Annotated in this window: 15 protein-coding genes; 8 read left to right on the forward strand and 7 right to left on the reverse strand. The window is 63.4% G+C overall.

The annotated features are described in order from the left end of the window. Nucleotides 1–4 precede the first annotated feature (4 nt). From narI to IG122_RS19000, 5 genes are read right to left on the reverse strand one after another with little or no spacing between them, the layout of a single operon-like run. Nucleotides 5–715, reverse strand: coding sequence for a respiratory nitrate reductase subunit gamma (narI, locus tag IG122_RS18980; protein WP_193187472.1), 711 nt, complete (start codon nucleotides 713–715; stop codon nucleotides 5–7). 4 nt (nucleotides 716–719) lie between these two features. Further along, a complete protein-coding gene (gene narJ / locus IG122_RS18985; protein ID WP_193187474.1) occupies nucleotides 720–1,442 on the reverse strand; it encodes a nitrate reductase molybdenum cofactor assembly chaperone in 723 nt (240 codons plus the stop codon). Between the two features lie 10 nt (nucleotides 1,443–1,452). Then, complete coding sequence (gene narH / locus IG122_RS18990; protein WP_193187476.1) at nucleotides 1,453–2,979, reverse strand: nitrate reductase subunit beta; 1,527 nt, start codon at nucleotides 2,977–2,979, stop codon at nucleotides 1,453–1,455. After that, nucleotides 2,976–6,737 (reverse strand): nitrate reductase subunit alpha, encoded by a 3,762-nt coding sequence (locus IG122_RS18995; protein ID WP_193187478.1) that lies wholly within the window; start codon nucleotides 6,735–6,737, stop codon nucleotides 2,976–2,978. The genes narH and IG122_RS18995 overlap by 4 nt, the downstream gene beginning before the upstream one ends. A 9-nt stretch (nucleotides 6,738–6,746) precedes the next feature. After that, nucleotides 6,747–9,479, reverse strand: coding sequence for a nitrate/nitrite transporter (locus IG122_RS19000; protein WP_404924654.1), 2,733 nt, complete (start codon nucleotides 9,477–9,479; stop codon nucleotides 6,747–6,749). A gap of 270 nt (nucleotides 9,480–9,749) precedes the next feature. Between IG122_RS19000 and IG122_RS19005 the strand changes: the two genes are divergently transcribed. Beyond that, on the forward strand, nucleotides 9,750–10,448 hold the full coding sequence (locus IG122_RS19005; RefSeq protein WP_193187483.1) for a cyclic nucleotide-binding domain-containing protein: 699 nt from the start codon (nucleotides 9,750–9,752) through the stop codon (nucleotides 10,446–10,448). A gap of 279 nt (nucleotides 10,449–10,727) precedes the next feature. Here IG122_RS19005 and IG122_RS19010 read toward each other — a convergent pair whose 3' ends face one another. Both IG122_RS19010 and IG122_RS19015 read right to left on the reverse strand, forming a co-directional pair. Further along, nucleotides 10,728–12,155 carry an amidase gene (locus IG122_RS19010; protein ID WP_193187485.1) on the reverse strand — a complete coding sequence of 476 codons (1,428 nt, stop codon included), beginning with the start codon at nucleotides 12,153–12,155 and terminating at the stop codon, nucleotides 10,728–10,730. Beyond that, nucleotides 12,143–12,370 (reverse strand): hypothetical protein, encoded by a 228-nt coding sequence (locus IG122_RS19015; protein WP_193187487.1) that lies wholly within the window; start codon nucleotides 12,368–12,370, stop codon nucleotides 12,143–12,145. Before IG122_RS19015 ends, IG122_RS19010 begins: the two co-directional genes overlap by 13 nt. A 577-nt stretch (nucleotides 12,371–12,947) precedes the next feature. Here IG122_RS19015 and IG122_RS19020 point away from each other — a divergent pair. The 7 genes from IG122_RS19020 (at nucleotide 12,948) to IG122_RS19050 (ending at nucleotide 20,452) form a co-directional block, all read left to right on the forward strand. Next, on the forward strand, nucleotides 12,948–14,534 hold the full coding sequence (locus IG122_RS19020) for an ABC transporter substrate-binding protein (RefSeq protein ID WP_193187489.1): 1,587 nt from the start codon (nucleotides 12,948–12,950) through the stop codon (nucleotides 14,532–14,534). A gap of 124 nt (nucleotides 14,535–14,658) precedes the next feature. Then, a complete protein-coding gene (locus tag IG122_RS19025; RefSeq protein WP_193187491.1) occupies nucleotides 14,659–15,615 on the forward strand; it encodes an ABC transporter permease in 957 nt (318 codons plus the stop codon). A gap of 19 nt (nucleotides 15,616–15,634) precedes the next feature. Next, a complete protein-coding gene (locus IG122_RS19030) occupies nucleotides 15,635–16,543 on the forward strand; it encodes an ABC transporter permease (protein ID WP_193187493.1) in 909 nt (302 codons plus the stop codon). 17 nt (nucleotides 16,544–16,560) lie between these two features. Then, entirely contained in the window at nucleotides 16,561–17,670 is a 1,110-nt protein-coding gene (locus IG122_RS19035) for an ABC transporter ATP-binding protein (protein ID WP_319024934.1), read from the forward strand. After that, nucleotides 17,667–18,689 (forward strand): ABC transporter ATP-binding protein, encoded by a 1,023-nt coding sequence (locus tag IG122_RS19040; RefSeq protein ID WP_226893758.1) that lies wholly within the window; start codon nucleotides 17,667–17,669, stop codon nucleotides 18,687–18,689. Before IG122_RS19035 ends, IG122_RS19040 begins: the two co-directional genes overlap by 4 nt. 27 nt (nucleotides 18,690–18,716) lie before the next feature. Beyond that, on the forward strand, nucleotides 18,717–19,427 hold the full coding sequence (locus IG122_RS19045) for an isochorismatase family protein (protein WP_193187497.1): 711 nt from the start codon (nucleotides 18,717–18,719) through the stop codon (nucleotides 19,425–19,427). A gap of 29 nt (nucleotides 19,428–19,456) precedes the next feature. Then, entirely contained in the window at nucleotides 19,457–20,452 is a 996-nt protein-coding gene (locus IG122_RS19050) for an asparaginase (protein ID WP_193187499.1), read from the forward strand. The last annotated feature ends 7 nt before the right edge of the window (nucleotides 20,453–20,459 follow it).

A 20,459-nucleotide genomic window follows, 5' to 3' on the forward strand; every position in this document is an offset into this window, starting at 1 on the left:
GCCGTCACTCCGCCGGATGGGCCCGGCCTGCGCCCTTGCTGCGCACAACCTGGTAGCCCGGACGCCAGAGATAGCGCACCGGCACGCTCAGCATGTGGACCAGCCTGGTGAAGGGAAACAGCAGCAGGATCGTCAGCCCGAGGAAGAGATGGAGCTGGAAGATCGGGTGCGTGCCCGCGATGTAGCTCGATGCTGCCGGGTCGAAGGTGAAGATCCCCTGGGCCCAGGACATGAAGCGGACCATTTCGTGCCCGTCGAGATGGCCGAGCGAAACCGGAATGGTGGCGAGGCCGAGGGCGAGCTGCAGCCAGAGCAGGACGATGATCAGCGTGTCGCTGGTGCTGGAAGCCGCGCGCACCCGGGCATCGAACAGGCGGCGATGCACGAGGAGCGTCGCGCCGACGATCGCCATGATTCCGGCGATGCCGCCGGCGACGACCGCGAGAAGCTGTTTCGCGCCGTGGCTGATCCCGAGGGCGTCGAAGATCCAGATCGGTGTCAGCAGCCCGCCCAGATGACCGAAGAAGATCACCAGCACGCCGACATGGAACAGCACGGAGCCGACCATGAGCTGACGCCGCCGCAGCAGCTGGCTCGACCCGGAGCGCCAAGTATAGGGCTCTCGGTCGTAGCGGATGATGCTGCCGAGGGCGAGCACCGCGAGGGCGATGTAAGGATAGATGCCGAACAGCAGTGTGTTGATGTACTCGCTCATTGCCCTAGCCTCCCAGCTGGCCCGCGGATGCCGCGGGATCGACGGGCCGGCGGTCCGCCGCCCTGATTTGACGCTGCAGGCGGTCCGGCCCGCAGGCCCCCTCGCCGGCATTGCCGCCGAATGTCACAGCTTCCTCTTCCCAGATCTTGTCGAGCGCCTCGAGATCCTCCGGATCGTCTTCGGGCACGCTCAGGAGCTGCTTCAGAAGATCCCGGTCGGGTTTGCCGCCGGCGATCGTTTCCAGCACCGTGAAGAGGCCGGCATAGATCGAGTCCCGTTTCACCAGCCGCTCTCTCAGCGCGGTCAGGATGTGCAGCGTCTGCCCCAGCAGCTCCCGCACCTCCTCCCGGTTCGAGAGGGCGAGGAACTCGAGGAAGAGCGGCAGGTAATCCGGCAGCTCGCGCGCCGAGATGTCCCAACCCTTCGCCTCGTACATCGACTTCAGGTCGACCATGGCCTGGCCGCGGTCCCGGCTCTCGCCATGGACATGCTCGAAGAGATGCAGGGAGAGCGAGCGCGTCCGGTCGAACAGCAGGACATAGCGTTCCTGCGCGTCGTAAAGGTCTCGCCGGGCAATATCGTCCGCAACCGCTGCGACGGCGGCACACGCCTTGCTGTCGAGCAGCGGGTCGGTGGCGATGGCCTTCTTCAGTTCCGGAACCGCCGCCTGGAGCTCCGCGCTCGGGTAGGAAAGCAGTGCGGAAATCGCTTTCAGGGATTTGTACATCTCATTCTCCTCAGAATACGTCCGTCGGCGTTTCCACCCGCTTCTTCCGTTTGGCACCGAACAGATCGAGGTCCGACGCCCCGCCGGAGCAGCCGTTGCCGAACGAGAAGCCGCAGCCGCCCCGCACGTCGTAGGCGTCTTCCGAGACCTCGCGATGGCTGGTCGGAATAACGAAGCGGTCCTCGTAATTGGCGATGGCCATGATGTGATACATGTCCTCGATCATCGCCTTGGTGAGGCCGACCCGCTTCGCGATCGCCTCGTTCTCGACCCCGTCGACGGTTTTGGCCCGCATGTAGGAGCGCATGGCCAGCATGCGTTCGAGGGCGGAGATCACCGGCTCCTCCTTGCCCGCCGTCAGCAGGTTGGCGAGATAGCGCACCGGGATGCGGAGGGAGCGGACGTCGGGCATGTCGCCTTCGGTTCCGAGTTTGCCGGCTTCAGCGGCGGACTGGACCGGGGAAAGCGGCGGGATGTACCAGACCATCGGCAGAGTCCGGTATTCCGGATGCAGCGGGAAGGCGACCTTCCATTCCATCGCCATCTTGTAGACCGGCGATTTCTTCGCGGACTCGAGCCAGGCTTCCGGCACCCCGTCCTTGCGCGCCTGCTCGATCACCTTCGGATCGTGCGGATCGAGGAAGACCTTGAGTTGCTCGGCGTAGAGGTCCTGCTCGTTGCCGGTCGAAGCGGCTTCCGAGATCCGGTCCGCGTCGTAGAGCACGACGCCGAGATAACGGATCCGCCCGACGCAGGTTTCGGAACAGACCGTCGGCTGCCCGGCCTCGATGCGCGGATAGCAGAAGATGCACTTCTCCGATTTGCCCGAAGACCAGTTGTAATAGATTTTCTTGTAGGGACAGCCGGAGACGCACATCCGCCAGCCGCGGCACTTCTCCTGGTCGATCAGGACGATGCCGTCATCCTCGCGCTTGTAGATGGCGCCCGAGGGGCAGGCCGCGACGCAGGTCGGGTTGAGGCAATGCTCGCAGAGCCGCGGCAGGTACATCATGAAGGTGTTCTCGAACTGGCCGTAGATCTCCTTCTCGACGCCCTCGAAATTGTAGTCCTTCGAGCGCTTGGAGAACTCGCCACCGAGAATCTCCTCCCAGTTCGGGCCCCATTCGATCTTCTCCATCCGCTCTCCGGTGATCTGCGAGCGGGGACGGGCGGTCGGCATGGTCTGGCTTTCGCGCGCCGTCTGCAGATGGTCGTAGTCGAAGTCGAACGGCTCGTAATAGTCGTCGATCTCCGGCAGGTCCGGGTTGGCGAAGAGCTTGGCGAGGATGCGCCATTTCGGGCCCATCTTCGGCTGGATCCGGCCATTGGCCTTGCGGACCCAGCCGCCGTTCCATTTCTTCTGGTTCTCCCATTCCTTGGGATATCCGACACCCGGCTTGGTCTCGACGTTGTTGAACCAGGCGTATTCGACGCCCTCGCGGTTCGTCCAGACGTTCTTGCAGGTGACGGAGCAGGTGTGACACCCGATGCATTTATCCAGGTTCAGCACCATGCCGATCTGTGCGCGGATCTTCATTCTGCGGCCTCCTTGGGATGTGCCGACTGACCTTCGACATACGGACCTTCCATCCAGTCCACCTTGTCCAGCTTGTGGACGATGACGAACTCGTCGCGGTTGGCGCCGACCGTGCCGTAGTAGTTGAAACCGTAGGATTGCTGGGCGTAGCCGCCGATCATGTGGGTCGGCTTGGTGATCGCCCGCGTGACCGAGTTGTGAATCCCGCCGCGCTGGCCCGTAAGCTGCGAGCCCGGCGTGTTCACGATCTTCTCCTGCGCGTGGTACATGTAGATCGTTCCGACCTTCATGCGCTGGGAGACGACGGCCCGGGCCACGATCGCCCCGTTGAGGTTGTAGACCTCGACCCAGTCGTTGTCGGCGATACCGCCGGCCGCGGCGTCCTCCTCGGAAATCCAGACCACCGGACCGCCCCGGTTCAGCGTCAGCATCATCAGGTTGTCGCTGTAGGTGGAGTGGATGCCCCACTTCTGGTGCGGGGTGATGAAGTTCAGCACCACGTGCGGCTTGCCGTCGGTCCTGCTCTCGATCATCGGGTTCACCGACTTGGTGTCGATCGGAGGGCGATAGACGCAGAACGCTTCGCCGAAGGCCCGCATCCAGAGGTGATCCTGGTAGAGCTGCTGGCGGCCGGAGAGGGTGCGCCAGGGGATCAGCTCGTGGACGTTGGTGTAGCCCGCGTTGTAGCAGACCTTTTCGGACTCGAGGCCCGACCAGATCGGCGAGGAGATGATCTTGCGCGGCTGTGCGACCACGTCTCGGAAGCGGATCTTCTCGTCCTCCTTCGGCAGGGCCAGATGGGCGTGCTCGCGTCCCGTTACCTTGGAGAGGGACTCCCAGGCCTTGACCGCGACCTCGCCGTTCGTTTCCGGTGCGAGGGTCAGGATGACCTCGGTCGCGTCGATGTCCGACTCGATCTTCGGCCGGCCTTTTGTCGGACCTTCCTCGGTGACCTCGCCGTTGAGCCGCTTCAGCAGTTCGACCTCGTGCTGGGTGTTCCAGGACATCCCCTTGCCGCCGTTGCCGAGCTTGTCCATCAGCGGGCCAAGCGCGGTGAAGCGTTTGTAGAGGTTGGGATAGTCCCGCTCGACCACGGCCACGTTCGGCATGGTCTTGCCCGGCATCGGTTCGGTCTCGCCGGCCTTCCAATCCTTCACGTCCAGCGGCTGGGCAAGCTCGCCCGCAGTGTCGTGCAGGATCGGCACCATGACGATGTCCTTCTCGACGCCGAGTACTTCCGGTGCGACCTCGGAGAAGGTCCTGGCGATCCCCTTGAAGATCTCCCAGTCCGACTTCGCGTCCCAGGCAGGGTCCGCGGCACCGGTCAGCGGGTGGATGAAGGGGTGCATGTCCGAGGTGTTCAGGTCGTTCTTCTCGTACCAGGTCGCGGTCGGGAGAACGATGTCCGAGTAGACGCAGGTGGTGGACATGCGGAAGTCGAGCGTGACCAGCAGGTCGAGCTTTCCTTCCGGCGCGTCGTCGTGCCAGACGGCTTCCCTGGCGCGCTGGCGGCCTTCCTCGCCGAGGTCCTTGCCCATCACCCCGTGCGAGGTGCCGAGCAGGTGCTTCAGGAAATACTCGTGCCCCTTGCCGGAGGAACCCAGAAGGTTGGAACGCCAGACGAACATGTTGCGCGGCCAGTTGGCCGGATCGTCCGGGTCCTCGCAGGACATCTCGAGCCCGCCGGACTTGAGCTGTTCGGCGATATATTGCGGCGCTTCCTTGCCGCTTTCCGCAGCCGCCTTCGCGACGGCGAGCGGGTTGGTCTTAAGCTGCGGCGCGGAGGGCAGCCAGCCCATCCGCTCGGCCCGGATATTGTAGTCGATCAGCGTGGCGTCCCACGGCCCTTCCGGTGCCGTCGGCGACAGGATCTCGTCGACCTTCAGGGTCTCGTAGCGCCACTGGTCGGTGTGCGCGTAGAAGAAGGAGGTCGAGTTCATGTGCCGCGGCGGACGGTTCCAGTCGAGGCCGAAGGCGAGCGGCAGCCAGCCGGTCTGCGGGCGCAGCTTCTCCTGTCCGACATAGTGGCTCCAGCCGCCGCCGGACTGACCGATGCAGCCGCACATGACCAGGAGATTGATGATCCCCCGGTAGTTCATGTCCATGTGGTACCAGTGGTTCAGACCGGCGCCGAGAATGACCATGGACCGGCCGTTGGTCTTTTCCGCATTGCTGGCGAATTCACGGGCCACCTCGATGATATGGTCGCGCGGCACGCCGGTGATCTTTTCCGCCCAGGCCGGGGTGTAGGGTTCGTTCTCGTCGAAGCTCCTGGCGACATTCGCCCCGCCGAGACCGCGGTCGAGACCGTAGTTCGCGGCGAACAGGTCGAACACCGTCGCGACGAGCGCCTCGCCGTCAGCGAGCTCGGCTTTCTTGGCCGGCACCGCGCGTGGCAGGACGCTGGCGTGATCGGTACCTTCGAAGTGATCGTGCTCGCGGTTGCCGAAATAGGGGAACGCGACCTCGACTACCTCGTCGTGATCCTGGTCGAGCACCAGGCTCATTTTCAGGTCGGTCTCGCTACCCGAGGAATCCTTCTCCTCGAGGTTCCACTTGCCCTGTTCGCCCCAGCGGAAGCCGATCGAGCCGTGCGGCACGACGATCTTTCCGTTCTTGGCGTCGACCGAGACGGTCTTCCAGTCCGGATTGTTCTTCTCGCCGAGCCCGTCCTTGAAATCGGACGCGCGCAGCAGCCGGTCGGGCACGTAATGGCCGTTCTTCTCGACCAGACGGACCAGGAGCGGCATGTCGGTGTACTGCCGGCAGTATTTCTCGAAATACTCCGCCTGCCGGTCGAGATGGAACTCGCGCAGGATGACGTGGCCCATCGCCATCGCAAGCGCCGCGTCGGTGCCCTGCTTCGGATGCAGCCAGCGGTCGGAGAATTTGGCCGCCTCGGAATAATCCGGCGAGACCACGACCGACTTGGTGCCCTTGTAGCGCACCTCGGTATAGAAGTGCGCGTCCGGCGTCCGCGTCTGCGGCACGTTCGAGCCCCAGAGCATCAGATAGCCGGAATTGTACCAGTCGGCGGATTCCGGAACGTCGGTCTGCTCGCCCCAGGTCATCGGCGAGGCCGGCGGCAGGTCGCAGTACCAGTCGTAGAACGACATGCAGACGCCGCCGAGGAGCGACAGGTAGCGCGAGCCGGCCGCGTAGGAGACCATCGACATCGCGGGGATCGGGGAGAACCCGATCACGCGATCGGGTCCCCACTTCTTCGCCGTGTAGGCGTTGGCGGCGGCGATGATCTCGTTCACCTCCGCCCACTTGGCGCGCACGAAGCCGCCATGGCCCCGCATCTTGGTATAGTCGCGCCGCTTTGCCTCGTCCTCCTGGATCGCCGCCCAGGCGGCGACCGGCGTTTTCGTGGCCCGCTCCGCCCGCCAGAGCTTCAGCAGCCTTGAGCGGATCAGCGGATGCTTCACCCGGTTCGCCGAATACATGTACCAGCTGTAGCTGGCACCGCGCGAGCAGCCCCGGGGTTCATGGTTGGGAAGATCCGGGCGGGTCCGCGGGTAGTCCGTCTGCTGGGTTTCCCAGGTGACGATCCCGCCCTTCACATAGATCTTCCAGGAGCAGGAGCCGGTACAGTTCGCCCCGTGCGTGGAACGCACGATCTTGTCGTGCTGCCAGCGCTTGCGGTAGCTCTCCTCCCACTCCCGTCCTTCGTTCGTGGTCACCCCGTGGCCCTCGGAAAAGGTTCCGGCGGTTTTCGAGGAGAGGAAGTTCATCCGGTCGAGAAATTGACTCATGTTTTCCTCCTATTGAGCGGGAGCTGCACTGGGCGAACGGGGAGCGATCCCGCGTTCGATGTCATGCAGCAGGCCGCCCCGGCGGGTGTAGACGAACCATGTCAGCAGCACGCAGCTGACGTAGAAGATCAGGAAGCCCCAGAGCGCCAGTTCCGGTCCGCCCGTCAGCTTGATCGAGGAGCCGTAGGCCTTCGGGATGAAGAAGGCGCCATAGGCCGCGATCGCCGAGGTGAAGCCGATGATGGCGGCGGATTCCTTCTCAGCCTGACGCAGCCGCTCCGCCGGATTGAGGCCCGGCATCAGATGCTCGAGTTCGCTGCGCATGATGATCGGGATCATCTGGAAGGTTGAGGCGTTGCCGATGCCGGTGGCGAAGAACAGCACCATGAACATCGCGAAGAAGCCCCAGAACGCACCCGGCTGATCCTTGATGCCGAGGAAGTAGAGCACGCCCGCCACCGCCGCGATCATCAGCACGAAGGTGTAGAGGGTGACCCGGCCACCGCCGAACCTGTCCGAGATCCACCCGGTCGCGGCCCGGCTGAGGGCACCGACGAGCGGCCCGAGGAAGACGAACTGCAGGGAGTCGATTTCCGGGAACTGGGTCTTCGCCAGCAGCGGGAAGCCCGCCGAGTAGCCGATGAAGGATCCGAAGGTCCCGGTATAGAGCCAGCACATGATCCAGTTGTGCTTGCGCTGGAAGATCACGGCCTGGTCCTTGAAGGAGGCCTTCGCCGAGGCGATGTCGTTCATGCCGAACCAGGCGAGCGCCGTGGTGACGAGCAGGAAAGGCACCCAGACGAAGCCGGCATTCTGCAGCCAGAGCTGTGCGCCGCCGGACATTTGCTGCGGCTCGCCACCGATCGCGCCGAACACGCCGGCGGTGATCACCAGGGGAACCACGAACTGCATGACGCTGACGCCCGCGTTGCCGAGACCTGCATTGAGGGCCAGCGCGTTACCCTTCTGCGCCTTCGGGAAGAAGAAGCTGATATTGGCCATCGAGGAGGCGAAGTTGCCGCCGCCGAAACCGCAGAGCAGGGCCAGCACCAGGAAGATAAGGTACGGCGTATTGGGATCCTGCACCGCGTAGCCGATGCCGAAGGCCGGGATCAGCAGCGAGGCCGTCGTCAGGGTCGTCCAGAGACGGCCGCCGAAGATCGGCACCATGAAGGAGTAGAAGATCCGAAGCGTGGCGCCGGAGAGGCCGGGCAGGGCGGCCAGCCAGAACAGCTGGTCCGTACTGTAGTTGAAGCCGATGGCGGGCAATTTCGCCACCACCACGCTCCAGACCAGCCAGACCGAGAAGGCGAGCAACAGGCAGGGGATCGAGATCCAGAGGTTACGCTGGGCGATCTTGTTGCCCGTTGTCTTCCAGAAATCCGGTTCTTCCGGCCGCCAGTCGGTGATCAGCGCGCCGGTACCACGGCCGTGCTTTTCCTCGGAGTGGATATGCTGCATCTCCGGGAACTCGGGCAGGGAGGACAGCTCCTTGCCCACGGCTTCGCGTTCCATGGCGCGGATCGAGAAATGCATCCAGCACAGCGCCACGGCGACGATGCCGAAGAGCAGCATGAAACAGCTGGTCCAGACACCGATCAGGTCGTTCATCACGCCGAAGGTGATCGGGAGCACGAAGCCGCCGAGGCCGCCGATCATGCCGACCAGACCGCCGACTGAGCCGACATGCTCCGGATAATAGACCGGGATGTGCTTATAGACGGCTGCCTTGCCCAGCGACATGAAGAACCCGAGCACGAACACCGTCACGACGAACGGCACCAGTCCCATCCGGGTCGAGAACGCGATCTCCCCCGTGATGCCGTGGATGATGTAGTCCGTATTGGGATAGGACAGCATGAAGAGACAGATCAGGGACACGCCCAGCGTCCAATACATGACCGCGCGGGCACCGTAGCGGTCGGACAGGTAGCCGCCATAGGCCCGGAACAGGCTGGCCGGGACCGCATAGACGGCGGCCAGCATGCCGGCGGTCTTGAGGTCGAGGCCGTAGACGCCGATCAGGTACCGCGGCAGCCAGAGGGCCAGGGCGACGAAGGCACCGAACACGAAGAAGTAGTAGAGCGCGAAGCGCCAGACCTGCTGCTTGCGGAGTGGCTCAAGCTGCATCAGTGCGCTTGGTGCCTTCTCTCCACGTGCCTTGCGTTCCTTGTGGGCCGGATCATCTTCGGTCGTCAGATAGAAGACGATGGCCATGACAGCGAGAATGACCGCGTAGAGCTGCGCAGTCTGTTGCCAGCCGAGCGCCACGACCGCGAACGGCGCGGCGAAGTTGGTCACCGCCGCGCCCACGTTGCCGACGCCGAAGATACCGAGGGCCGTGCCCTGCTTGTCCTTCGGGTACCAGCGCGATACGTAGGCGATGCCGACGATGAAGGAACCGCCTGCGAGGCCGACCCCGAGGGCCGCCACGAGGAACATCGGATAGGTCGAGACTTTCGATAGGAGAAAGGCCGCCACGGCGGTTGTCAGCATCTGCAGCGTGTAGATCAGGCGGCCGCCATACTGCTCGGTCCAGACGCCGAGGAAGATCCGGCTGACGGACCCGGTGAGCACCGGAGTCGCGACCAGGATGCCGAACTCGGTATCGGTCAGTCCGAGTTCCTGTTTGATACGGACACCGAGGATTGAGAAAATTGTCCAGACGGCAAAGCAGGCGGTAAACGCCAACGTGCTCATGCCGAGGATCTTGTTCTGCTTTCCGGGGGTTACCCCACTCAAGGAATGCATTGATCCTACCCCTTCTTCAACGCGGCTTTGCGCCGCCGGTCACTACGAAACGGGTCGAGGATCAGCTATTGTTTCTTGGGCCAGATTGATCTGAATCAACGAATGCGGGGATTGCCTAACAAACAAGAGGCGCGCGGAAAGGCCTCAAGAGGTGGTCAGGCTTCCGATCAACCGGCGCGTTTGAAGGGAGCGGATATCGATGCTAAGAATGTCGTGAAGAGGCTTGATAAAAATCAATTAACGATCTCTTGAGGGGGTACTATGCGGTCATCCGACCTGCCGCAGGTGCGGGAACTCGGTCTCTTCGAGAGCATGAGCGCCGAGAGCTTCGAGTCGCTGATGCGCGCGGCCTATCTGCAGACCTTTCCGGCACAGCTCGAACTGATTACCGAAGGCGATCCGGCGGATTTTCTCTACGTGGTGATCGAGGGATCGGTTGAACTCTTCGCCAAGTCGAATGGCCGCGAAGCGACGATGAGCATTGTCCGGCCCGTTGGCACGTTCATTCTGGCGGCGGTTCTCAAGGATGCCGTCTATCTCATGTCCGCGCGGACGCGGGAGAAGTCGAAGGTACTGCTCATTCCCTCCGAGAATGTCCGCACGATCTTCCGCGAGGATGCAGGCTTTGCCCGCGCCGTCGTGGTTGAATTGGCAAGCACGTATCGCAGCGTCGTCAAGGAGTACAAGGACCTGAAACTCCGGACCGCGGTTGAGCGCCTCGCGAATCGCCTCATCAGGTTTCATGAGGATCAGGGAGGCAATGGAAGTCTTGAGTTGCCGGACGACAAGCGGATTCTGGCCTCGCAGCTCGGCATGACGCCGGAGAACCTGTCGCGGGCCTTCAACACATTGAAACCATATGGCGTCGAAGTGGATGGGGCGACCGTTCGCCTCAACGATCTTTCCAGCCTCCGTACGCTGGCGAAACCCAACCCGTTGATCGATAGCCCGAGAACGTGAGCGAACAGCGATTCCATATTCCGCCCGGGCGAACCTCCCCTGGGCTCGCCCTTTGGCATATATGAGGCGCACCGGATCGACGGCGGCCCTGTCATCGATGCCAGTCGTGCACATGCCGGCCGGATGTGATCGGACGGTCCGGCTTCCAGAAGCAGGGGCCTGTCTCCGTTTGCACTCAGCCGGTTGGCCGGAACACATCCGGCCGATCCTGCCGCCGCGCCCAATCATTCCAGGGCCTTTTTGCGTCTGGAAGCAAAACGGATGCGGCAGCGAGCTGCGTCATGCCGCGGACGCCGCGGCGGCGACGCTCATGTCCGGCCAGCGCTGGTGCCAGTCGGTCGCCTTCTCGAAGGCTTGGCCTGCCTGGAAGACCGCCGCCTCGTCGAAATATTTGCCGACGATCTGCATCGAGAGCGGCAGCCCGGACTGGCTGAAGCCGATCGGGATCGACATCGCCGGGTTGCCGGTGACGTTGAAGGGCAGGGTCTGCATCGGCCAGTTCAGCGGGAAGCTTTTCTGCGGCGCGTCGATCAGCGGCGCCGGAGTGAGCGAGCTCGCGGCGATCAGGACGTCGTAGCGCGAGAAGAGGCCGCTATTGACCTCCTCGCAGAGTTCCCGGCGCTGGCGCTGGGCCTGCATCAGATCCGCCGCCGTCAGGTAGCCGCCGAGAACGATCCGCTCCATTGTCAGCCGGCCGTAATCGAGCGGGCGGGTCTGCAGGTCCTGCTCGTGGATCGCATAGGCTTCGGCCAGGAGGATCACCCGTCCGCAATTGTTGTAATCCGCATAGGAGGAGACCGCGGGCACTTCCTCGACTTCCGCGCCGAGATCTTTCAAGACGCCCATGGCGGCATCGATCGCGGCCACGGCTTCATCGGAAACACCCTCGGCGTCCCGGTAGAAGGAACGGAGCACGCCGATCTTCATGCCTTTCACTCCGGCGGTGAGACCTGCACTGAAATCAGGCACGGGTACGTCCGCCGAGGCCGGGTCGAGCGGATCGTATCCCGCGATGCACTGCATGGTGATGGCCGCGTCCTCGACCGTCTTGGAGAGCGGGCCGCAATGATCGAGCGTATAGGACAGCGGGAAGACGCCACGGCGGCTGACCCGTCCGTAGGTCGGCTTGATCCCGATCGTGCCGCAATAAGCGGCAGGGCCGCGGATCGAACCGCCGGTATCGGAGCCCATGGCGGTGCGCAGCAGGCCGGCGGCGACGGCCGCCCCGGATCCGCTCGAGGAGCCTCCGGGCCCGTGCGCCGGGTTCCAGGGGTTGCGGGCCGGCGGGAAGGGCAGGTCGAAGGATGGCCCGCCGAAGGCGAATTCGTGCGTCGCCAGCTTGCCGATCAACACGCCGCCCGCGTCTTTCAGTTTGGTCGCGCAGACGCTGTCGGCGGCCGGAACGTTGTCGAGGCGCAGTTTTGAATGGCATGTCGTGCGGATCCCGGCCGTGTCGTAGATATCTTTCAGGCCGTAGGGAATGCCGTGCATCGGACCGCGGTCCATGCCCTCCTTCAGTTCCCTGTCTGCGCGGGCCGCGTCTTCCAAAGCCCGTTCCTGGGTCACGGTAATGAAGCTGTCGATCTGCCCGTCCAGCGCCGCGATCCGGTCCAGGGTCTCTTCGGTCAGGGCGACGGAGGTCAAGGTACCGTCTCGCAGGGCCTTGCCCAGTTCGGCGATTGACCGGCTGTCTGCTACGCCTCCCATGACCAGCCCTCCCGTCCGATCGTGCCGGCGACGAAGATCCCGGCCGGTTCCGAAGCCGCCGTCCGTGGCCGCCTCAGGCCGTCCGCCATTTCGCGTAGGCCGACATAACCCTCGAAGATTGCCTGCTCGCGATCTGCGGGCAGAGAGAGGCCAAGGATATCGGTGATTTTCTGGAACGCGATCCGCGCTCCCTTATCGTCCTGAATGTAAGACATGACAGCGCCTCCATATGTCCGGAATACCCGGGAAAACCGGCGCTTCTCATGCGCCTTATCGTAGAATGGATGGATTGTATCCAAAAAAGCAGCGAGTCTGGCAAGAATTTTGTGCAATGCACAAAAAATGATCGTTTTCAGGTTTGGCGATATTCTAAAAAAATAATGAAAATCAATGGGATGATTTTATTTTTGACGCGCCGTGGATTTTTTAAGCATGCCGGAAAGGGCGCAATCTGATTAACGATTGTGCACACTGACTGCGGAAATGGGCGTGCGCCCCGAGCTATCGCTCGTGCTCTTTGGGGTCCTAAAATTATGGAACGAGTTTTCCAAATGGTGGCTGTAGGTCAGGGAAATGCTAAAGATTCAATTGGCTCGACGGACTTTCTTTGCGTGCATATGAGCTTCAGAAAGATAGATTGGATACAATTTATTTGTAATGGCATGGTATTTGCTGTGCGGTAAGGGACTGCAGGGCGATGTGATCGCAACGCAATATCGACATCTTCCGTCCTGGAGCATGCCGGTAGCAGGATCACACGGGGCGCCTTGCTGACAACAAGGAGGCTTCTCAATGAAAACACTCAAAAGGCTCGCCGCAGCCGTTTCCGTCACCGCCGGTCTGGCGATGGCGGGGCAGGCGGCGAACGCGGAATCGGTCCTCCGCGTGGCGATGACCGCCGGGGACATTCCGATCACCATCGGCCAGCCCGACCAGGGCTTCGAAGGCTATCGCTTCGTCGGCTACAATCTCTATGACACGCTCGTACTCTGGGACTTGTCCCAGGGTGAGACCGCGGCCGATATCAAGCCGGGTCTGGCGACGTCCTGGGAAATCGATCCCAAGGACAACAAGCGCTGGCTGATCAAGCTCCGCGAGGGCGTGAAGTGGCATGACGGCTGCGATTTCGTGCCGGAAGACGTGGTCTGGAACTTCGAGCGCATTTCCAAGGAGGACGCGCCGCATTTCAACGTGAAGCAGTTCGCCGATATCCGGAACCGCACGGGCAACATCGATCATGTCGAGGTGCTCGGCGCCCATGACATCGCCATCGTGACCAAGGAGCCGGACGCGCTTTTCCCGTACCAGCTCAGCTACTGGTTCATGATCAGCAAGTGCCGCCTGACCGAACTGAAGAACGATTACGAGGCCTATGCCAAGGCGCCGTCCGGCACCGGCCCCTACAAGTTTGCCAGTGTCGTGCCGCAGGAGCGTCTCGAACTGGTGAAGAACGAGAGCTACTGGGACCCGAACCGGATCCCGAAGCATGACCGCCTGGTGCTGATCCCGATGCCGGAAGCGACCACCCGTGCCGCCGCGCTGCTGTCCGGCGAGGTCGATTTCATCGAGGCGCCGTCGCCGGATACCATTCCCCGGCTCGAATCCGCCGGCATGACGATCGTGACCGCGCCCTACCCGCACAACTGGTCCTACCAGCTGAACTTCGTCGACGGGAACTTCAAGCACAAGGAAGTCCGCCAGGCCGCGAACTACGCCCTGAACCGTCCGGAGATCAAGGCGCTGCTGAACGGCTACATGGTCGAGGGCTACACCAATGTGCCGCCATCGACGCCGTATCACGGCACCCCGTCGGTCAAGTACGAGTACGACCCGGCGAAGGCGGCCGAGCTGCTGAAGAGCGTCAATTGCTATCCCTGCAAGATCACGCTGGCCATCTCCACCTCCGGGTCCGGCCAGATGCAGCCGCTGCCGATGAACGAACTGGTCAAGAGCCAGCTCGATGCGGCCGGCTTCGACACCGAGCTGAAGGTGATGGACTGGAACGCGCTGCTCGATGTCGGGCGTCCGGGCCGGGAAAAGAACCCGGAGATCGACGGCATCAATATCAGCCGCGCGCTGCAGGATCCGTTCAGCGCCCTGATCCGGCATGTCTACACCAAGCAGCATGCGCCGAAGGGCTCGAACTGGGGGCACTATTCCAACCCCGCCGTCGATGCCCTGATCGACGAGATCTATCTCTCCTTCGATCCGAAGGTGCGGATGGCAAAGCTCACCAAGCTGCATGAGATGATGGTCGAGGATGCCGCCATGCTGTGGGTCGCCCACGATGTGAACCCGCGGGCCATCGCGCCGAACGTCAAAGGCTTCGTGCAGGCGCAGAGCTGGTTCCAGGACCTGACGCCGATCGTCGTCGAATAATCCGAACCCACCGTCCCGGGCCCGTTTCCCCTTCCGGGGGGCGGGCCCGGGGATCCCCTCAAAGGAAGGATGCCGCCCGGGCCCCCTGCCTCGGAGAGCAGCGTCCATCAGGAGAGATGGCACCGTGACGGCCTATATCATCCGACGCCTGCTTTATGCAGTTCCCATCGCCCTCGGCGTCAGCATCGTGTGCTTCGCCCTGGTTTACATCGCCCCCGGCGACCCGCTGCAGACCCTCTTGCCGGAGGATGCCAGCGCAGAGACCATCGCGATGGTCAGGAAAGCCTACGGTTTCGACAAGCCGATCCCGGTGCAGTACCTGATCTGGCTCGGCAAGGTCGTGACCGGCGATTTCGGCATGTCCATCGCCACCGGCCGCCCGGTTCTGGGCGAGATCGTCAAGGCGCTCGGAAACACGGTCCTGCTCGCCGCCGGCGCCGTGCTCATCGCCTTCACCCTCGCCTTCATCCTTGGCACGATCGCAGGCTACCGCGTCGGGACGGCGACCGACCGGGCCGTCACCGGCTTTGCCGTCATCGGCGTCAGCGTACCGAACTACTGGCTCGGCATCGTCCTCATCATCATCTTCGCCGTCGAGCTGAACGTACTGCCGGCGACCGGCATGGGGCCGCGCGGCTCCGACACCTTCAACCTCTTCGAATGGAACCACTTCCGCTATCTGCTGATGCCGATGGTCACGCTCTCGCTGATCCCGATCGGCATCATCGCCCGCACCACCCGTTCGGCGGTCGCCGAGGTGCTGAACCAGGATTTCGTCGAGACGCTCCGGGCCAAGGGCCTGATGGAGTGGGAGATCCTGCTGCATGTGCTGAAGAACGCCCTGCCGCAGGTGCTCGCCGTCATGGGTCTGCAATTCGGCTACCTGATGGGCGGCTCGATCCTGGTCGAGACCATCTTCACCTGGCCCGGCAGCGGTTTCCTCCTGAACAAGGCGATCCTGACCCGCGACCTGCCGGTGCTGCAGGGCACGATCCTCGTGCTCGCGATCATCTTCGTCGCCACCAATCTCGTGATCGACCTGCTTCAGACGGCCGTCGATCCGCGCCTCAAGCGCGGCTGAACCGAAGGGACGGGCTGACATGACCGACATCACAGCGAACAGCATGCAGGCCGAGGCGGCGGCGGAGCAGGGTGCTCCGGCGCTCAAGGTCCGGAGTTACTGGCAGACCGTCGGATACCGGCTGCGCTACGACTACATGACCCTGTTCTTCGGCGCCGTGGTCGCCCTGATCATCCTCTCCGCCATCTTCGCGCCTCTCATCGCGCCGATGGATCCCTACGAGACCAGCCTGATCAAGCGGCTGAAGCCGATGCTTTACCAGGGGCATCTCCTCGGCACGGACGAGCTCGGTCGCGATATCCTCTCCCGGATGCTCTATGGCGGGCGGATCTCGCTCGCGATGGGCATCCTGCCGGTGCTCGCCGCGACCCTGATCGGCGGGTCGCTCGGCGTCATCGCCGGTTTTGTCGGCGGCCGGACAAACATGGCGATCATGCGCACGGTCGACGTCTTCTACGCCTTCCCGTCGATCCTCTTGGCGGTGGCGATCTCCGGCGCGCTCGGCGGCGGCATCTTCAACGGTATGGCCTCGCTGACGCTGGTCTTCATTCCGCCGCTCTGCCGCATCGCGGAGACCGCGACCTCGCAGGTCCGCAACCTCGATTTCGTCGAGGCGGCGCGGGCGACCGGCGCCGGCACGTTCAACATCATCCGCGTGCACGTGCTCGGCAACGTGCTGGGGCCGATCCTGATCTACGCCTCCAGCATGGTCAGCGTCTCGATCCTGCTGGCCTCCGGCCTCTCCTTCCTCGGCCTTGGGGTGACCCCGCCGGAGCCGGACTGGGGGCTGATGCTGAACACCCTGCGCGGCGCCATCTACATCAATCCCATGGTCTGCGCCCTGCCGGGCTTCGCCATTCTGATCACCTCGATCTGTTTCAATCTGGTCAGCGACGGTCTGCGCTCGGCCATGGACGTCCGGATGTAAGGAGCGGAGACATGAGCATGACAGAGACAAAAGCCGCCCTTACCGAAGTCGATACCCGCGACGCCCGCGATCGTGGCGGCGAAGCGCAGCCGATGCTGATCGCCCGCGGCCTGAAGAAGCACTTCCCGATCACCGGTGGCGTGCTGAACCGCACGGTCGGGCATGTGCGGGCGGTCGACGGGGTCAGCTTCACGGTGATGAAGGGCGAGACCCTCGGCGTGGTCGGCGAGTCCGGATGCGGCAAATCCACGCTCGCCCGCCTGTTGATGCACCTGATCGTTCCGGACAGCGGAGAGCTGATCTTCGACGGAGACGGCGTCGGTCAGAAGGACGGCCTGGAGATCCGCGACATGCGGCGTCTGATGCAGATGGTCTTCCAGGACAGCTATTCCTCGCTCAACCCGCGCATGCCGGTGGAGGATTCCATCGCCTACGGCAAGACCGTGCACGGCGCGAGCAAGGCGGCGGCGAAGGAGGCGGCGCGGGAGCTGATGAAGAAGGTCGGCCTCGAGCCGAGCCTCTTCGGCCCGCGTTATCCGCACGAGCTTTCCGGCGGCCAGAAGCAGCGCATCAACATCGCCCGCGCGCTGGTGCTGGAGCCCCGCGTGGTGATCCTCGACGAGGCGGTCTCCGCCCTCGACAAGTCGGTCGAGGCGCAGGTGCTGAACCTGCTGCGCTATCTGAAGGACCATTTCAACCTGACCTATGTCTTCATCTCCCACGACCTGAACGTGGTGCAGTATGTGAGCGACCGGGTGCTGGTGATGTATCTCGGCGAGGTGGTCGAGATCGGACCGGTGGACGAGATCTACGAGAACCCGAAGCACCCCTATACGGCAGCGCTGCTGGCCTCGCGTCTCTCGATGGATCCGGACGATCGGGTCGAGGAACCGCCACTGGTCGGCGATCCGCCGAACCCGATCAATCCGCCGTCCGGCTGCCGTTTCCGCACGCGCTGCGACTTCGCGGAGAAGATCTGCGAGGTGGACTCACCGTCCCTGCCGGAGACCGACGGACCGAAAGCGCATGTCTGCGCCTGCCACATGTTCGTGCCGAAATCCGGTCATTCGAAGGCCGCCGGTCTCGAGGCGCCGGCGACGAAGACTCTCGCGAGGAGCGCATCATGAGCATGGAAACCTCCGCGCCGCTGGTCTCGGTCAAGGACCTCAATGTCAAATTCGTCAGCCGCGAGTCGACGGTGAACGCGGTCAACGACGTGAACCTCACGGTCAATCATGGCGAGGTGCTTTGCATCATCGGGGAGTCCGGCTCCGGCAAGAGTGTCAGCATGCGGGCGCTGATGCGCCTGCTGCCGGAACGGCGGACGAAGATCACCGGCAAGCTCGAGGTCGACGGGCAGGACGTGCTCGCGCTGAAGGGGAAAGAACTCTCCGCATTCCGCGGTGGCAAGGCCGCGATGATCTTCCAGGAGCCGATGACGGCGCTCGATCCGGTCTTCACCATCGGCAACCAGATCGCCGAGACGGTCTGCCGGCACGAGGGCTGCTCGAAAGAGGATGGGCTGGCCCGGGCGCTGGAGCTGCTCGAACTGGTGAAGGTGCCGTCGGCGGCACGCCGTCTGAAAGCCTATCCGCACGAGCTCTCCGGCGGTCTCCGCCAGCGCGCGATGATCGCGCTCGCGCTCTCCTGCCGTCCTAAGCTGTTGCTTGCGGACGAGCCGACCACTGCGCTCGACGCCACGGTGCAGATCCAGGTCCTGATCCTGATGCGCAAGCTGCAGCAGGAAATGGGCATGGGCATGATCTTTGTTACCCACGACCTCGGTGTCGCTGCGGAGATCGCCGACAGAGTGGCCGTGATGTATGCCGGCCGCATCGTCGAGAGCGGAACGGTGCAGGAGGTCCTGACCGACCCGAAGCACCCCTATACCAAAGGCATGCTGTCCTCGACCGTACACGGCAACATGCGCGGCAAGGACATCGAGGCCATTCCCGGCAGCCCGCCCGACCTGCGCTCGTTGCCGACCGGATGCAGCTTCGCACCGCGCTGCCCGAACGCGGACGACGGATGCCGCGCCCAGCTCCCGCCCGAGGTCACGCTCGGTCCGGGGCGGATCGCACGCTGCTTCAAGCTGGACGACGCGCCGCCCGCGGCAAAGCCCGAACGGGAGAGCGCGCTGGCCTGAAAACACAACAGAAAGGGGAGAGTGAAGATGCACAAGATCGAGATACCGCAGCGTGTCGTGGAGTCCGTCGTCGCCCGGCGAGGCACGGCCCATCCCTTTGCAGATCTGGACCCCGCGAAGACCGCGCTGGTCGTGGTCGACCTGCAGAACGGTTTCATGATGGACGGTGTTGCCCATGCGCTCTGCACCATGGCGCGGGAGATCGTGCCGAACGTGAACCGGCTGGCCTCCGCCGTCCGCGAGACCGGCGGGCAGGTTTTCTGGATCCAGAACACCCATGACGAGTCCTGCCTCGAGAGCTGGTCGAACCTGCATGCGATGACGCTGCCGGAGAAGACCGCCAAGCGCATCGAGTCCATGAGCGAGGGCACCCTGGGGCACGAGCTCTGGGCCGATCTCGACGTGAAGCTGGACGACATGAAGGTGCTCAAATACCGCTACTCGGCTTTCTTGCCCGGCTATTCGGATCTGCCGGACATCCTGCGCGCGAGAGGGCTCGACACGGTTCTGATCACCGGGACGGTCACGAATGTCTGCTGCGAATCCTCGGCGCGCGACGCCATGATGACGAACTTCAAGACCATCATGGTGACCGACGGCAATGCCGCGACCAGCGACGAGGAGCACAACAGCTCGCTCATCAACTTCTATCTGACGTTCGGTGATATCATGAGCACCGACGAAGTCATCGACTGCCTCACCAAGAACGCTGCGGCCACCCGCTCCGCGGCGGAATAATTCCGTAATACCAACCTGATAGGTACAAAATGAGCAAACCCAAGGTCGCGGTGATCGGCACCGGCGGTACCATTGCGTCGATCGGCAAGACCCCGCTCGACATCCTCGATTACGGCGCCAACAAGAAGATGATCGGCATCGAGGAGATCATCGCGATGTTCCCGATCGTGCACGAGGTCGCCGAAATCGTCCCGGTGCCCTATCAGGCGATCCCGAGCCCGTCGGTCGGCTTCAAGGAATGGCGCGAGCTGGTGCTGAAGATCGATGAATTGGCAAAGGACCCGGATCTCGACGGGATCGTCGTGACACACGGCACGGCCTCACTTGAGGAAACGGCCTACGCGCTGCACCTGACCGTGAAGGCCGACATCCCGGTCGTCGTGGTCGGCTCCCAGCGGCCGTCGAGCGCGCTCTCGACCGATGCCGGCTTCAACCTGGTGAACGGAATCCGCACCGCGGGCTCGCCTGACGCGAAGGGCATGGGCGTCATGACCCTGCTCAACGACGAGATCCAGTGCGCCCGAGAAGTGACCAAGACTTCGACCTACCGCATGCAGACCTTCCGTACGCCCGACTTCGGATGTCTCGGCCATGCGGATGGGGATGCGGTCGCGTTCTACCGCAAGCCGCTGCGCAAACACGCGCCCGACACGGAATTTGATATCCGCACGATCGACGCCATGCCGCGGGTCGACATCGCCTATGCCTATACCGGTTCGGACGGCACTGCTTGCCGGGCCTTCCTGGAGGCCGGGGCCCAGGGGATCGTGTCCGCGGGCTTCGCGCCGGGCTTCTGCGGGCCGGGCGACGAGGAGGTCCTGCGCGAGGCGGTCAAGAAGGGCGTCGTGGTCGTGCAGTCGACGCGCGCCGGCAGTGGCCGGACCTTCACGAGCACGAAGATGAAGGAATGCGGCTTCCTGATCGCGGACAACCTCAACCCGCAGAAAGCTCGCATCCTGCTCTCCCTCGCCCTCACGGTGACCAAGGATCCGGACGAGATCGCGAGGATCTTCCAGACCTACTGACGGGGCG

The sequence above is a fragment of the Nisaea sediminum genome (assembly GCF_014904705.1).
GTDB classification, from domain to species: domain Bacteria; phylum Pseudomonadota; class Alphaproteobacteria; order Thalassobaculales; family Thalassobaculaceae; genus Nisaea; species Nisaea sediminum.